At 58.0% G+C, this 15,035-nt stretch carries 12 protein-coding genes and 2 pseudogenes; 8 read left to right on the top strand and 6 right to left on the bottom strand.

The genetic code is table 11. The features are described from left to right. Positions 1-10: 10 nt before the first annotated feature. Entirely contained in the window at positions 11-157 is a 147-nt protein-coding gene (locus ACRYA2_RS22815) for a DUF7560 family zinc ribbon protein (RefSeq protein ID WP_433633390.1), read from the bottom strand. A gap of 44 nt (positions 158-201) precedes the next feature. Here ACRYA2_RS22815 and ACRYA2_RS22820 point away from each other — a divergent pair. From ACRYA2_RS22820 to ACRYA2_RS22835, 4 genes and pseudogenes are all read left to right on the top strand, one after another. Then, a pseudogene (locus ACRYA2_RS22820) lies at positions 202-405 on the top strand (hypothetical protein); the annotation flags it as partial. Between the two features lie 288 nt (positions 406-693). Continuing rightward, positions 694-3,045, top strand: a complete 2,352-nt coding sequence (locus ACRYA2_RS22825; protein ID WP_433633392.1) for a lamin tail domain-containing protein — start codon at positions 694-696, stop codon at positions 3,043-3,045. A 476-nt stretch (positions 3,046-3,521) separates the two neighbouring features. Then, a complete protein-coding gene (locus ACRYA2_RS22830) occupies positions 3,522-4,457 on the top strand; it encodes an SDR family NAD(P)-dependent oxidoreductase (protein WP_433633394.1) in 936 nt (311 codons plus the stop codon). A 207-nt stretch (positions 4,458-4,664) separates the two neighbouring features. Then, complete coding sequence (locus ACRYA2_RS22835) at positions 4,665-5,207, top strand: DUF7347 domain-containing protein (protein ID WP_433633396.1); 543 nt, start codon at positions 4,665-4,667, stop codon at positions 5,205-5,207. On the opposite strand, the gene ACRYA2_RS22840 is transcribed toward ACRYA2_RS22835, so the two are convergent. After that, the gene (locus ACRYA2_RS22840; RefSeq protein ID WP_433633453.1) at positions 5,155-5,937 is read right to left on the bottom strand and encodes an SDR family NAD(P)-dependent oxidoreductase; all 783 of its coding nucleotides are present in this window, start codon (positions 5,935-5,937) and stop codon (positions 5,155-5,157) included. The two genes, ACRYA2_RS22835 and ACRYA2_RS22840, sit on opposite strands and share 53 nt — an antisense overlap. A gap of 75 nt (positions 5,938-6,012) precedes the next feature. Continuing rightward, positions 6,013-6,924: an SMP-30/gluconolactonase/LRE family protein gene (locus ACRYA2_RS22845; protein WP_433633398.1), complete on the bottom strand. Its 912-nt coding sequence runs from the start codon at positions 6,922-6,924 to the stop codon at positions 6,013-6,015. A gap of 529 nt (positions 6,925-7,453) precedes the next feature. On the opposite strand from ACRYA2_RS22845, the gene ACRYA2_RS22850 reads away from it, so the two are divergent. Further along, on the top strand, positions 7,454-8,272 hold the full coding sequence (locus ACRYA2_RS22850; protein ID WP_433633400.1) for an SDR family NAD(P)-dependent oxidoreductase: 819 nt from the start codon (positions 7,454-7,456) through the stop codon (positions 8,270-8,272). A 246-nt stretch (positions 8,273-8,518) separates the two neighbouring features. Beyond that, complete coding sequence (locus tag ACRYA2_RS22855; protein ID WP_433633402.1) at positions 8,519-9,529, top strand: ABC transporter permease; 1,011 nt, start codon at positions 8,519-8,521, stop codon at positions 9,527-9,529. A gap of 23 nt (positions 9,530-9,552) precedes the next feature. Here the strand turns inward: ACRYA2_RS22855 and ACRYA2_RS22860 are convergent, their stop codons facing one another. Continuing rightward, a complete protein-coding gene (locus ACRYA2_RS22860) occupies positions 9,553-10,359 on the bottom strand; it encodes an ATP-binding cassette domain-containing protein (protein ID WP_433633404.1) in 807 nt (268 codons plus the stop codon). Positions 10,360-10,592: 233 nt separating this feature from the next. Here ACRYA2_RS22860 and ACRYA2_RS22865 point away from each other — a divergent pair, with 233 nt between their 5' ends. Continuing rightward, a complete protein-coding gene (locus tag ACRYA2_RS22865; RefSeq protein WP_433633406.1) occupies positions 10,593-11,915 on the top strand; it encodes a sugar ABC transporter substrate-binding protein in 1,323 nt (440 codons plus the stop codon). A gap of 100 nt (positions 11,916-12,015) precedes the next feature. Here the strand turns inward: ACRYA2_RS22865 and ACRYA2_RS22870 are convergent, their stop codons facing one another. Beyond that, the gene (locus ACRYA2_RS22870) at positions 12,016-13,125 is read right to left on the bottom strand and encodes a mannonate dehydratase (RefSeq protein WP_433633408.1); all 1,110 of its coding nucleotides are present in this window, start codon (positions 13,123-13,125) and stop codon (positions 12,016-12,018) included. Between the two features lie 102 nt (positions 13,126-13,227). Between ACRYA2_RS22870 and ACRYA2_RS22875 the strand changes: the two genes are divergently transcribed. Then, complete coding sequence (locus ACRYA2_RS22875) at positions 13,228-14,430, top strand: aminotransferase class V-fold PLP-dependent enzyme (protein WP_433633411.1); 1,203 nt, start codon at positions 13,228-13,230, stop codon at positions 14,428-14,430. Between the two features lie 114 nt (positions 14,431-14,544). Here ACRYA2_RS22875 and ACRYA2_RS22880 read toward each other — a convergent pair. Further along, a pseudogene (locus tag ACRYA2_RS22880) lies at positions 14,545-14,721 on the bottom strand (zinc ribbon domain-containing protein); the annotation flags it as partial. Between the last annotated feature and the right edge of the window lie 314 nt (positions 14,722-15,035).

Below are 15,035 nucleotides of genomic sequence, written 5' to 3' on the forward strand. Positions count from 1 at the left end.
CGTGCACCGATTAATCCACGACACGAGAGAAGGCGTCTCGGTCCACGGATTCGCCGCACATCCAACATCCCTGGTTCAACAGTAGAGTACGGACTTCGGCATCGACTTCAGTCTCTGCACGACAAATCGGACAGTTGAATTCAAACTGTTGGGCCACGGTGTTCTCTGCCGTCCGAAACTAATAGGATGAAATTCCAAAGGGACCTCCGGGATGCGGTCCTTGCCGCACACGACATCGACGACGAAATCGCACCAGTCGCGTGGGGTGAGTGTAAGGACTATAGCCAGACAGACAGCGCAGCTATCGTCGTCGGGGGTGCAGCGGCCGCTGCGGGCGCCAGTGCAAGCGCTGCGAGCTGCGCTGGCGCTGGTGCAGCAGGCGGTGCGGGCGGCGGGGCGTGCTGACAGGGCAAGGACAGACCATACTCACAGAGCGGAATCTCACCTTAATCCGAATCGAGAGTGATTAGGTTGGATGCGATTTTCTCCAAACAGAGCTGACACCACTCATCATCGCTGTCCCCTGTGAGAGTGTCGAAGTTCTCGGTGTCCGGACGTCGCTGTTCGAGGTCGTCTATCACCTGTTCGTTCTGTACTTCCTGAATCAGACAGCTCCTTGAAACACTGGATAGATTAGCATTTTCGATTCCATTTAGAAAAACACTTAATTACATCGATGATGTATATCATATAATGTCGGGCGACAAAATTAGAACGAAACGGCGTAACGTCCTCAAACTACTCGGTAGCGGAGCCGCCAGCATCGTGGCCGGGGCAGGAACAGGCGTAGCCGCAGGTTGCAGTTCGACAGCAACCTCGACATCGCTCAGTTGCGGCACGTGGTATAGTGGAACGGTCAACAGCGTCACCGATGGCGATACAGCAGAGATAACAGTCGACCAGGACGGGAAATGCTACGAAGTCCGTTTTCTCGGCATCGACACCCCTGAAAAGTCCGGGAACACCGAATACGAGAAAACTCAAGAATGGGAGTTCATCGAAGACGCGAGCCACCTCGAAACCTGGGGGAATAACGCGTCCGACTGGGCAAAAAGTGAGCTCGAAGGTGCGAGCGTCGAGATCCAGTTGGACTGTGAAGCCGACAAGATGGACCCATTTGACCGCCTTCTCGCCTTCGTCAAATACGACCAGGATGGCGATGGAACCATAGAAACCGTCTACAATAAGTCCGCTGTCCAGAAGGGGTACGCGCGTACCTATGCCGCGAGTATGAGCGAGACAGACGAATACGTCGCTGCCGAAGCCACTGCGCGGAGCAATGGAACGCGAGTCTGGCAACAATCCGATGGAACAGCTCCCGAAGTGAAGGACGATGATGTCGCCACGACGTTCCATCCCCACACCTCAAGTATCAAACTCAGCGACGGCAGCCAGCTCCCCGACTCACGGGCACCGTTGTGGGCTGAGTCAGACGCAGTTCAAGATAACACGACGTCGAGCACGGTCGACTACAGTAGTGGCACCATCCCCCTCGTCGGCGTCGATGACGCCACCAACCTAGCGCTGTTCGGGGGCCTCTCGATCAATGAGGAGTACGAATCGGATACCTCGACCCTGGAGCATTTCGTGTTCACCACGAATCTCATCGACGCTTTGACGTCCAGCTCCCGGTCTGGGCACGTACTCATCGACGGCGGACATCACACATTCGGCCCCACGCACGCCCTCTCCTGTGAGGACGTCGTCTACTATCAGAGATACCTAGAGGGGCAAAACATCCAGTGCCATCCGATTCACACATACGGTGATTCGACCGGATTTACACTCGCTGATGCTAGAGCCCTCATTGTCACCGGCGGGAACGACGCCTGGACTGCCTCCGAAGTCGACCGCCTCACCACCTTCATCTCGAACGGGGGCGCCGTCATCCTGATGGGAAGTCACGCGGCGACCGCAACCCAACGCGAGAATCTCAATGCGCTCGCCAACGACCTCGGCACGGACCTCCGCCTCAACGATGACGACGTTCACGACAGCACGAACAATGCCGGCAACAAGGATATACTCACCACGACGAACTTCAACACGGCCGACTTCTCACTCTGGACCGCCTACTCTGGGCGCTCACCAGCCGTCGATAGCATAGCTATATCCGAAGTCGAAACGAGTGACACGGACGCCGAATTCGACGTCGACTGGACCGTCTCCGATCCGAATGACGACCTCTCGTCGCTCGATCTCTCATTGAGCGACGACACAGACGGCGAATCTGAGGACTCCACGACTGTCTCGGTCAGTGGTGGGTCGGCCTCCGGCACTACTCGGCTCATCGCGCCGGGCGACGATGGCGCAGGCCACACCTACACCGTCAAAGCGACGGTCACCGACTCGGCCGGGAACACCGACACAGCGTCAGCAGCGACGACTGAATCGGACGGCAGTGCGACGCTCACATTCGACGTCATCCACCCCGACGGCGACAACTACAACGAGGAATACGTCGACATCACGAACTCGGGGAGTAGCAGCGTCGATATGTCGAGCTATACCGTCGAGGACTCGGCGGGCAATACCTACACCTTCCCAAGCGGATTCTCCCTCGACGCGGGCGCGACCGTCCGCCTCCACAGCGGTGACGGAACCGACTCAAGCACCGACCTGTACTGGAATAATGGCTGGACTTGGAACAACGGTGGAGACACGGCATACCTGTTCGACGATAGTGGGTCCGAAGTGACACAGCGGTCCTACACCGGCGACGTCGATATCCAGGTTGGAACGATCCAGGCCGATGGCGATGGGACACTGAACGACGAATGGGTCGAATTCGAGAACTACGCTGACAGCGCCCCGAACATGGACGAGTTCCATGTCGAAGACGAGGCAGGCCACAAGTACGGGTTTACCGACGGCTACACGATCACGGCGGACGGGACATGTCGCCTGCACACTGGCGACGGAACCAGCGACGATCAGGATGGAGACGTATACTGGGGGTCAGACACAATGATCTGGAACAATAGTGGCGACACGGTCTATCTCTACGACGAAGCCGGCAACCTCCACGATTCAAAGACCTACTGATACAGCCTGTATTTGAGGGTTCACCAAGAGTTGCAGAATTTGTTCTGATACAGCGACATCGATCTCGATTTCTTTCACTGCGTCCTACGGAACTGCTGACCTCCCCTGCTCCCGCTCTCTGCACGGGTACTTGCGTGGTCGTCAAAATACGGTTTCCACTCCTCATAGTCCTCGACCGTATGGTCGATGAGCAGGTATGGCACACCCTCTCCCGATACGGTGGCTAGTACAATAACGGAGGGGGTGGAAGCCTCGTTTTCTTACTGCAGGGCGGGTAGCGAGCATCCACCCGTTCGTTTTATAGTGTGCTTTATGTTATCGAACATCATGGCCTATCCCAATAGCGCCGGTTCACCGGGTCAGGTAGTCGCTCGTTTGGCAGGAATCGGGGTGTCCGAGACGTTCGTACGCCTCGGCAACGACTCTATTCGGAGAGAAACACAGCCGGGGTGCCCCAGCGAGCGGTAAACGAACCGATGGACCCAACCATAACTGAACGACAGAATCGAACCGTGGTCCTGCTCACGGGAGGCACGAGCGGAATCGGGCGAGCAGCAGCACGGCAGCTGGCAGCCCGTGGAGTGGCCGTCCTAATCACTGGGCGTCGGCGAGCGAAAGGCGAGGCGGCGCTCGACGAGATACAAGATGCCCACCCGAGCGGCGAGGGTGCGTTCTATCGGGTAGACTTCGCCAACCAAGATGATGTCCACCGTCTCGCTCGGGACGTCAAGACGGACTACGACCGCCTCGATGTCCTCGTCAATAATGCCGGCACGGGCCAAGCGGAGAAGAACCTGACCGACGACGGTCTCGAACTCACGTTCGCGGTCAACTACGTCGCGCCGTTCCTCCTGTCGAACCTACTCGTCCCGCGGTTGCGCGAGAGCACCCCGGCGCGTGTCCTGAGCACGGTGACCGTCGCGCAGCACGACCATGCCTACGATATGGGTGAGGCAGATCTCTCGGATTTCGATGCCGTCGCCAACGGCGCCTCGTTCAATCTCGAGCAGGCCTACGTCAACTCGAAGCTGGCGCTGTTGCTGTTCACGTACGAACTGGCCGACCGCCTCGCTGGGACGGGGGTGACCGCGGCGAGCGTCAACCCCGGCCTGATCGGCACGACCGACATCACCCGAGACGCCCCGCTGGGCGGGACCAAGGTATCTCATTGGATAGCTGCACTCGTCGCTCGAATCGCCCCTCTCGGGCCGATCGAAACCGAAGAAACAGCCGGGGAGCTGCTCGTCCACCACGCTTTGGAGCAAGAACTTCCGGACGGGACGGGGACTTACTTCGACCGGTGGGAACGAGCTGATCCGGACCCACGAGCCGAGGATCGGACACTCCGCGAACAGCTCTGGGCCGATACGGCTGCACTGACTGGCCTCAGCGAGTCGAAGATGTCGGAATGAATTCAACGACTTGTAAGATATCCTGACTGACTGGGGGTGTTGCTATCCCGGGGAGAGGAGGTGGGCTTGGTATGCTGAACTCAGCCTCTGTATGCAGCACGTTCGTGCTAACAGAATCTTGAGAGATTGTATCGGCTTTGCTGCATACAGCGCGCGTCTTCAGCAGTCGGCCCGCACTTTATGAAGCGGTCCGTGGTAACATCACACATGGTAGATGAGATTGCGACCGACTCGCCACTTGAGGCGGCCGCCGGGGCCGCCGGCCCGCGAGCCATCGAGGCGTTTGCGACCCTGGGCAACGAAACCCGGCTGGCGATCCTGCTGGCCCTCTGGGAGGCGTACGACCCGTTCGCGAAGGCCAACACCATCCCATTCACGGAATTGCGCAAGCGCGTCGGGATGCGCGACGGCTCACAGTTCAACTACCATCTCCAGCAACTCGTCGGGCACTTCATCCGCAAGACTGACGACGGCTACGAACTCAACCGTGGCGGCCTCCAATTCGTCCAGACGGTTATCGCGGGAACGGGTATCGAAGAGCAAACGCTCGAATCAACTGAACTCGACAGGGGTACGGGCGCGTTGGCCTCCGTGACCGGGTCGTGGTCCTCTTGCCGTCGCTGCGGGGCGCCGACAGCAGTCACCTACCAAGACAGGGAACTCTACCTCCTTCTGGGGCGGAAGTGCTCGCGACAGGTCAGTATCCGCCGGCCATGTAGCCGCCGTCTACGAGCAGCTGCGCACCAGTAATCCACTCTGCCTCTTTGCCCGCGAAGAATCGGACGGCGTTCGCGACATCGCGGGGGGTTCCGATACGCGGTAAAGGGGTATTTTCGGACTGGCGTTCGAGTGTTTCCTCGTCAAGGGTGTCCTGCATCGGCGTCCCAATAACGCCTGGGAGAACAGTGTTGACGGTGACTTCAGCTGGCGCAAGTTCCACTGCCAGGTCGCGGGTCAGGTTCACGACTCCGGCTTTCGTCGACGCGTACGAGGGTCCGGCGCCACCGAAGTGAGCATTGACGCTGCTGATATTGACGATGCGGCCTTGGTCGGACTCAACCAGGTGCGGAACGGCGTACTTTGCGGCCAAGAAGCAACCGGTGAGATTAACACCAACGACCCGCTGCCAATGTTCGAGCGACGTCCCCCGGCTGTCGCCGGGAATTTCGATCCCGGCGTTGTTGACTAGGACGTCGAGTTGGCCGTACTGTTCGATGGTGCTGTCGATGAGATTGATTATATCTTCCTCTTCGGCGACATCTGTCTCTATGTAGGTAGCATCGCCCTCGAAGTTGGTCTGAATCACTTCGTCGGTAGGCGTGGTGACGTCCTCCTGAAAGTATTTTCCTTGTTTCGGTTCTCGGCGCACGTCCGCGACGACCACGTTCGCGTCGTCCTCCGCCAGGCGCGTAGCGATTGCGCGGCCGATACCCGAACTACCGCCGGTAACGATAGCTGTACAATCCTCGAGTGACATCATCTCGTTCAACTATTGCTTTACCAATACGTGTTCGCACGTGCGTGGCTATGGCGGGAGCTGATGGGAGTGGCTCGTTCATGCTCTTCCGGTCGGATGGCGGCCTGTCGCGTCGATCTCGATCGCCGTGATGTGGGCAAGGCCTAGATTCGCGATGTAGAGCGTTCGCATGTCCGGGCCGCCGAAGGCGACGTTCGTTGGATTGTTAATGAGTTGGCCTTCTGGATCTGCGATCAAGGGTTCGACCTCATCGTCCGCCACCCGGTAGATTGCGTTGTCGCCAATCGACGCGACATAGAGGCGGTCGTTCACGTCAAGCGCGAGCCCGTCGACCATACCGCACTCGTCGGTGATAACCTCCGAGTCCGTTACCTCACCGTCGTCTAAGTGAATCGCTGTGACGACACGCGTGCCCGTCTCACACACATAGAGCGTCGACCCGTCCTTCGAGATCGCGAGACCATTCGGAAACGCCGCAGGCTCAGTCGTGAGTACCCGTTCGGTTCCGTCCGGGTTCACGGCGTAGAGACAGCCGTCAGAGTCATCGAACGGACCTGGAAGCTTCCGACGATAGCCGGAGTCGGAGACGAACAGTCGCCCCGCCTCGTCGAAGGCGCAGTAGTTCGGGTGTAACGGGCGCTGGTCCGGGCCCCCCCTGACCACCGCCTCGAGACTGCCGGCCGGCCGGTCGTCGCCGAGCGGTAGCCGAAAGACCGCGTGCTGCTGGAAATCGCACGCATACAGATCGCCGTCGGGTCCGATCTCGACGCCCAAGACGAACCCCTCGGTTGCTGCCAGCTCTGTGAACGTCTCGCTCGTCCGGTCGATCCTGTACAGTTGGCCGGCTTCGCCCCCAGCATAGATCACGCCCGTCTCGTCGACAGCCACGTCCTCTGGATGGTCTAGGCATCGGTCAAGCCACGGGTCGGCTCCAATAACGATGGCGTCATCGAGATTGAAGAGACAGTCTGCTATCTCTGGTGGTGCCATGGCTACAGTAACAGCGGACTCACTGTGAAGTACCTTCCCCTAAAGAGGTGGGGTTCCCTGTTCGATGACGCGCTTTTTACGGATACTCGACTGCACCCGAGTCCCCGCACAGAGAGCGCAGTCTCCGAGGGCGTTGATTCGGCCCCAACCCTGCCTATTCGGTGGTGATGGCATGGATGGCGCTCGACAGCCCTTCTTGTCAGGCCTGACGCCGATCGCACGAGCGACGCCATCATGCCCCGAGGTTCGTCACTTGGCTACTTCAAATTATGGACGAGAGACGATGACGGGCGCTGTATCCTACCTAAAGTCGTGGGATTGAGCGCCCTGTACGCACAATCTAAAAGGAGCAGGGGTGATTGAAGACGTCAACCGGCCAGAACACTCCCTCAGCTTATGGGAACCAGTATCGCCTCAGAGTCGGTTCCCGAAAGGATATATAGTTACCTGAAGTGTACGCTTCCATGGTGGGGGAGAGTACCAACTATCGGGGCACTACCCCGAGCGCCATCTGTCTGGGAGCGTGGCCATGAGTGGCGGCCGTCTCGACGACGACGTCGCCATCGTGACTGGAGCAGCGTCGGGGATCGGGCGAGCGATCGCGAAACGGTTCGCGAACGAGGGAGCCGCGGTCATCATCGCGGATGTTGACGAAACGGGAGGGACCGAGACGGCACAGGCTATTCGAGAGCAGAACAGCACCGCAGAGTTTGTACAAACCGACGTCACAAATGCGACGCAGGTGCAGTCGCTCGTGGACGCTGCCGTCGACGAGTTTGGGCGAATAGACGTCCTCGTGAACAACGCGGGCGGCGCGTTCTCGGACGACAACCTTCATCGTATCGACGAAGCGGTCTGGGAGGAGAACCTTGACGTAAACCTCAAAGGTCCGTTCCTTTGCACGAAAGCGGCGCTTCCGACGATGGTAGATAGTGACGGGGGAAGCATCATCAATATGTCCTCTATCAACGGCCTCATCGGCCTAGGACTCACTGCCTACTCTGCAGCGAAGGGCGGATTGATTCCGTTCACGAAACTCGTCGCCACCCAGTACGGCCGGCATGGCATCCGGTCGAACGCCATTTGTCCCGGTGAAATCGCCACGGACGCCCATCCGTACGTCGACGCGAGTGAGGAAGTCGTGACCGAATGGACCGACCAGTTCCCGATCGGGCGATTCGGACAGCCCGAAGAGGTGGCCGACGTTGCACTGTTCCTGGCGTCCGATGAGTCGTCGTATGTTAACGGGACAGAAATAGTGGTTGACGGCGGCATGATCGCCGGCCGCAATCAGCGTCTCCAGCAAGTCACCTACGACGTGGGGGAGAAACCGACCGCACGTGACTGAGCTATCGAACGGCCCTGGATGGCCGATCGCGGCACGCGGGCGCCGATTTCACGTCCGACTGTGTGTCGGCAGAAGGAGAGTCTACCGACAACCACCCTTAATGAACAAGGTCGTCAGACTGAGCGAAGACGGAGGCAGTTGATCGGCCCCATAACTTCATTATCGATGATGGTGACTACTTATGGAGCGACGTGGGGCAAACGAAACCCTCGCGAGGCGATATCAACGAAGACGCGTTAGCCAGAAATGCTCTCGATAACTGAAGCCGTCCCGGAGAAGTTCAGAAACGTCGACCGAACGCAGTTTATTATTCTCACGCTCGATAATCTGATATGGCCGATTCTGGCGTTGGTTATCATCGGCTTCTCGTTTCTCCTTCCCGAGATCTTCCTCACGGCAAATAATCTCCAGTTTCTCATCTACTCAAGCGCGGCGCTCGGACTCATCGTGCTCGCGGAAGCCGTCTGCCTGCTCTCTGGCCACTTCGACCTATCAGTCGGGTCGGTTGCAGGCTTCTCGGCCATGTTTACGGCGATGTTCATGTCGGAATGGATACCGAGTACGCCGGGCTGGGCCGGCGTGCTGTTGATTTTGGTCGTCGGTGGGGCAATCGGGCTGTTGAACGGGTTATCCATCTCGTTGATTGGTGTGAATCCGTTTCTGCAAACGCTGGCGTTTTTCATAATCTTCCGCGGTGGCGTCATCCTGCTGTCCACGTACTCGATTGCCGATCTCCCCGAGTCGTATCTGTATCTCGGGGGCGGGAGCTTCAGTGGCGTCCCCATCGCAATCTTTCTCGTCCTCGGAATCTATCTCGTAATCGGGTTCTGGCTCAAGTACTTCCGATCCGGACAGGCGATATACGCCGTCGGTGGGGACAAGATGTCGGCGAGGGAAGCCGGAATCGACACGACCCGTATCGTCGTCATGGTCTATGTCTTCTCGGGGACGTTGGCCGCGCTCGGCGGCCTCCTCTACACCGGGTTCTTGGGGGCCGCGACACCGTCACTGGCGAGAAACACTGTCTTCCCGGCGTTCGCCGCGGCAGTCATCGGCGGCGTGAGCCTCTTCGGCGGGCGAGGAAACGTCATCGGAGCGCTAGGTGGTGTGTTGCTCCTGGGTACCATCCAGACAGGACTGGTTATGCTCAACGTCAGGCCGGAACTCGTCCAGATGGTGAACGGGTTCGTACTCCTCTTCGCGATTCTGTTGTATACCGTCGTCGAACGTCTCCGGACCCGGGCACTCTCGGAGTAGCCGCACTTGGTCGGGAGCCGGTTTTACGCCGACATGGTAGTCGAGGGTTCGTCGACGCCGACGCCCTCGATAATCATACGCAGCACGTCGTCTTTTGTTACGCTTTCCGAGTCGACCGTTCCAACGAGTTTCGCGTTGTCGAGCACCGTGATTCGGTCGGTCAGTGAGAATATCTCGTCGATGTTGTGGCTGATGATAATGATGGACAGCCCTTCTTCGTGGAGTGAGCGTATTAATTCGTGGACGCGCGACGCGGAGTCGGCTGAGAGTGCCGAGGTCGGTTCGTCCAGCACGACGATGTCCGGTTCGGTCACCAAAGCGCGTGCGATGGCGATAGCTTGGCGTTCACCGCCGGAGAGGAATTCGACGCGTTGGGTCGGGTTGAGGTCGATGTTAAGTCGGTTTTTGAGTATCTCTTCCGCCCGCTGGTGCATCTGCTGCCAGTCGATGAGTTCGACGACGCCTGCGATGCGTCGTGTCGGATTTCGACCGAGGAAGATGTTTGACGCGACGCTCATCTCGTCGACGAGCGCAAGGTCTTGGTATACCGTCGCAATCCCGTGCTTCCGGGCGTCGGTGGGGTTATCGATTCTGACCCGCTTTCCTCTGATGTAGATCTCACCTCCATCGGGGTCGTGGATGCCGACGAGTACCTTTATCAAGGTTGATTTGCCCGAGCCGTTGTCTCCGACGAGACCCAGAACTTCGTTCTCCCGTAATTCGAGATCGACGCCGTCGAGAGCCTGAACCCGACCGAACTTTTTTTCGATACTCCGCATTTCGATCAGGGCTTCGCCACTGTCCCCCTCGTCTTCCGTAGTTTCCCCCATAATGGGTATGGTTTCTATCGTTTCGTATATAAAGTCACCGTCGAGCCAATATTCAATCAGTAAAATAGTATATTCAGTGTTCTGGCTGTTGCCTGCCTTTCCTCGGGGAGAGTTCGGAGTGATGGACTCCGGTTCACGATCAGTTGAACAGACAATGCTGTCCGGGATCCCGGTCGTTCAGGTTCCATCTCACCGCTCCCCCGAATTTTTGAGATGGCTGTAGCTTTGCAAACGTGGTCGCTAACTCTAAACTTGGTATTGACTCGAATCTCAAACAGCACTATATCCTTCGAATTTATATCATTATAATAAATAATATTAATAAAAACACTCATGCTTGTCATGAATATTGTTTTGTTGGAGTACGAAGAACTTGGATAGGGGGGACATCAATGAGTGCAAAGAGAAACACAATCGACCAGAACAGACGATCCTATCTGAAATTAGTCGGTGCAGCAGGGGTAGCCGGCCTGGCCCCAACGACGATGGCGAGAGCACAGCAGGATGAGTGGCACCTCGGCGTCTCAATCCTGGGAACGCAAGACATCTGGCTCGAATCACTCGCGAGATCGGCCCAATGGTACGCCCAGGACCGCGACGATATCAGAATCACCGTGGCGAACGCACAAGTGGACGTCTCCAAGCAGGTCCAGGACGGCCTCAGACTCCTCAATTCAGGGGTTGACGGCCTGATTCTCAGTCCACTCGACTCGGAGTCGACAGCCAGGGTCGCCGACCAAGCAGAGGAGCAGGGCGTTCCGTTCTTCAACACCGACTCGAACACGTTCTCCGAGAACGTCGACTTCTGGGTCGGATTCAGCAACTTCAACGGGGCCGCTTTGGCCGGTGAACAACTCGTCAAAGCTCTGGAGAGACAGCACGGCGAGCCGAGAGGGAAGGTGCTGACGGTCAACGGACCGCTCTCGTCACAGATTCTTGTCGAGCGGAGAGATGGATTCATGAGCGTAATGGACGAGTATCCCGACATCGAGGTCGTTGGACAGCTAAACACCGACGCGACCGAATCCGAGGCCGTCCAAAAGACCACGAGTTTCCTACGGTCCAACTCGGACGTCAACGCGATTTACACGCCGATTCTCACGACGGCCAGCGGAGCGTTAGCTGCGCTCGAGCGGATGAATATGAAGGTCAAGGAGGGAGAGGACGGCCATGTTTCGTTCGTGACCATCGACGCCAATCAGCGGATCCTCGAAGGGCTTAAAAACAACTTCGTCGACTTCTCGATCCTGGACACACCGCTTTTCTTCAACCCGATCGCGATGAAGTACATGGTCGACTTCCTGAACGCAGATCAGGACCCCAGCGTGCTTCCGGAAATCGAAACAACGGTGACAGAAGACGACCTCACTATCGAGCCAGCCGAACACGTCGGCGTGACTGTCTGGGAGGAACCACTCTGGTCGCCCGCCGATATCATTCCATTCGAACAGGACGGAGAAACGCTGTATCCCCACTTCCAAATCGGCGGCACGGTCGTTGACGAAACCAACGCCGACGACCCGTTCCTCTGGCCCAACGTCGCCGCCAACTTCTGAGACTCTCGTCCGAAGACGAGAGTTTCGCGGGGTGACCGCGAGTACGTCCGTCCACGACGAGTCGGCTCTAGCGGTCGGTTGCGCTGCCCTGTGAGGCCGTTCAACTGTCGCGTCCCTCTGGTGCACTGTCGAGAGCTTTGAGCATCCCCTTGATATATCCGATAGTGTACGCACGTCCGGTCGGTCGCCACTTAGGTTCGTCGACCATCGTCGGGACGTGGTCGGGGATGACCATCCCGTCGAACCTGGCGTCGTGGAGCGCGCTCAACACGTCGTACTCGTCGTAGTTGCCCTGGTCGAGAAACACCTCCTGAAAGTCGGACGTCGTCCCCTCGACGTCACGGAAGTGGACGTAGAAAATCTTGTCGCGCTGGCCGAAGTGACGAATCACATCCACGAGAGACCGGTCGATGTACATCTCCGACCACGTACCGAGACAGAATTCCAGCCCATGATTCTCGCTCGGCACTATTTCCATCGCCCGCTCGAAATTCTCGAAGTTACGGAACAGTCGCGGAATCCCCGCTATGTTCTCAACCGGTGGGTCATCGGGGTGGAGACACAGCTTCACACCAGCATCCTCGGCGACGGGAAGAACCTCTTCGAGGAAATACTGGTAGTTATCCCAGAGTTCGGCCTCGTCGTACTCCCTGTCATGTGACAGCGGCGCGTCCTCCACGTCCTCGAACCTGAACGCGGTCGCCTCTGCGCCCCCTCGGACCGGCCGAGTCAGTGAGGTTCGCCAGACACCACTCGGCATCCAATGATAACCGAGAACCGGAATCCCGGCCCGACCCATATTCCGTACGATTCGCTTGATGGATTCGAGTTGATCGTGGCGGCCCTCTCTCCCTAACATAACAGCCTCGTAGAGATTCATCGGAATGTTCTCAATAGCGCCGAGTTCAAGACCCGCGTCTTCGACTTTGTTTCTGAGATGGACCAGCTCTTCGAATGACCACTCCTCCTCGGTGGAAAGAGGGAGTTCGTCGTCAGGGAGGTACGGGAGCTTGTACGGGTGGACGATGACAGACTCGGCTCCCAACTGCTTCGCGTACTGCAGTCGTTTCTTCGTCGGTCGGTTGAACCGAATAGCGGGTTTCATCGGCAGACCACTCTCGGTTCCAGCGGTTCCGCTAACCATAGTCGATATGAGTACGGTAATGGTGTACAAAACCGCTACGCTCAGTTTTAACCCGGGTGTTTCCAACCGACTGTTCGATCGAAGATCACGACCGTGACGGTTCTCGGTGCGGACCTTGGTCTACACCTGAATGTTTAATGTGGTACGTCACGACTACAGTCCGGTGACATGACCGAAAATTCGATCTACGCGGACCTCGGTGTCCCGACCGTCATCAATGCCTCGGGGACCAAAACGCGGATCGGTGGCAGTCTCATTCGAGAGGAGGCGGTCGAGGCGATGCGGCAGGCGGCCAAGTCCTTCGTTCGCATTTCCGACGTCCAAGCCTGTGCGAGTGACCGTATTTGTGATGCGACGGGGGCAGAGGCTGGTTACGTCACGAACGGCGCGGCCAGCGCGTTACTGTTAGCGGCGGCAGCGTGTATCGCCCGAGACGATCTCGGCGTGATGAACCAGCTTCCGCACGCCGAAGATGCAGCGACCGAGATCGTAATGGCTCGCACGCATCGGACTGGATACGATCACGCACTTCGCAGTGCAGGCGCACACATCGTCGACGTCGGCACGAACGACCACCACCTCGGAACAGGAGCGCGTAACGTCGAACCGTGGGAAATCGCAGACGCAATCACCGACGAAACCGCGGCAGTCGCGTACGTACAGAAACCGTTCACGGAACCATCACTCGAGACAGTCGTGGACATCGCACACGAGAACGACGTTCCGGTCATCGTCGACGCGGCTGCAGAGCTACCACCGACCGCGAACTTGTCGAAGTTCATCGACCAAGGCGCAGATCTCGTAGCGTTTAGCGGCGGGAAGGCGATCCGCGGACCGCAGTCGACAGGGATTCTGGCAGGACGAGCGGACCTCATAGAGTCTGCCGCTCTCCAGCATTTGGATATGCATGCCGCCGAATCGGTGTGGGATCCGCCCGCAGATCTGATAGACGTCGAGCGGCTTGACGGTGTCCCACGTCAAGGAATCGGACGTTCTCTCAAAGTCGGTAAGGAGGAGTTGGTCGGCCTCGTTCGCGCTCTCGAGCTCTTTCTGGAGGAAGACCAGGACGCGCTCGCCGAGGAGTGGTTCGACCGAGCGAATCGAATAGCCGAAGGATTGGACGATGCAGACGGCCTTCAAACGTCGATCATGGGAGCCGACAAGACGGCGGTCGTACCGGAGGTCTCTGTGATGGTGAACGAAGCGAGCATCGCGGCCGACTCGTTGGTGAAACAACTGCGCCGCGAGGAACCGCGGGTCTTCGTTGGTGGTGACGATCTTGGTGCGTCGACGTTCACCATCAACCCGATGTGTCTCACCGACGACCAAGCGGACTACGTGGTTGAGCGCGTCCTATCGTATATCGATTAATCTTAGAGACGTCGCTTCGTTTGTCGCTCCCTGTTCTGCAGGTGGCCGTTGTTGGGCACGGTACAATTCACGCTATCTTTCTACGAGGAGAGAATCCCGTCGTTTACGGCGGGAGTGACCCTCACCATTCGTGCATCGGAACGCCGCCTGCGACGAGCGCGAACCAAGATGTCCACACTTGTGGCACGTCTGAGACGTGTACGCAGGATTCACGAACCGTACCGGAATCCCGGCGTCACAGGCTTTGTTCTCGATGCGTCCGGTAAGGCGTGCAAACGCCCAGTTGTGTACACCAACGACTCCTTATGATTCCTAAAGTGGTCCTCGGCTTCCGATGGGTCGAGTAATTCGTCGGCGTCTGACGGTTATGAACGAAATCACGTACGACTGACCACCGCCATCAACCGTTCTGCCACCCTCGCTGTCTCTTTGCTCCAACTTGACTCACTACCTTCCACCAACTCATTTGAGACACCTCCTTCCGCCAATCCCCGGATAATCTGATGACTCCCCGGATTTCGATGCCGACCCATGAAAACAAATACGGCGTTATCGGACGCGAGCACGATGCGGTTTGAGTCGCTTCAGGTGGAGGGTGCGCAATA

Source organism: Halomicrococcus pelagicus (genome assembly GCF_050954125.1).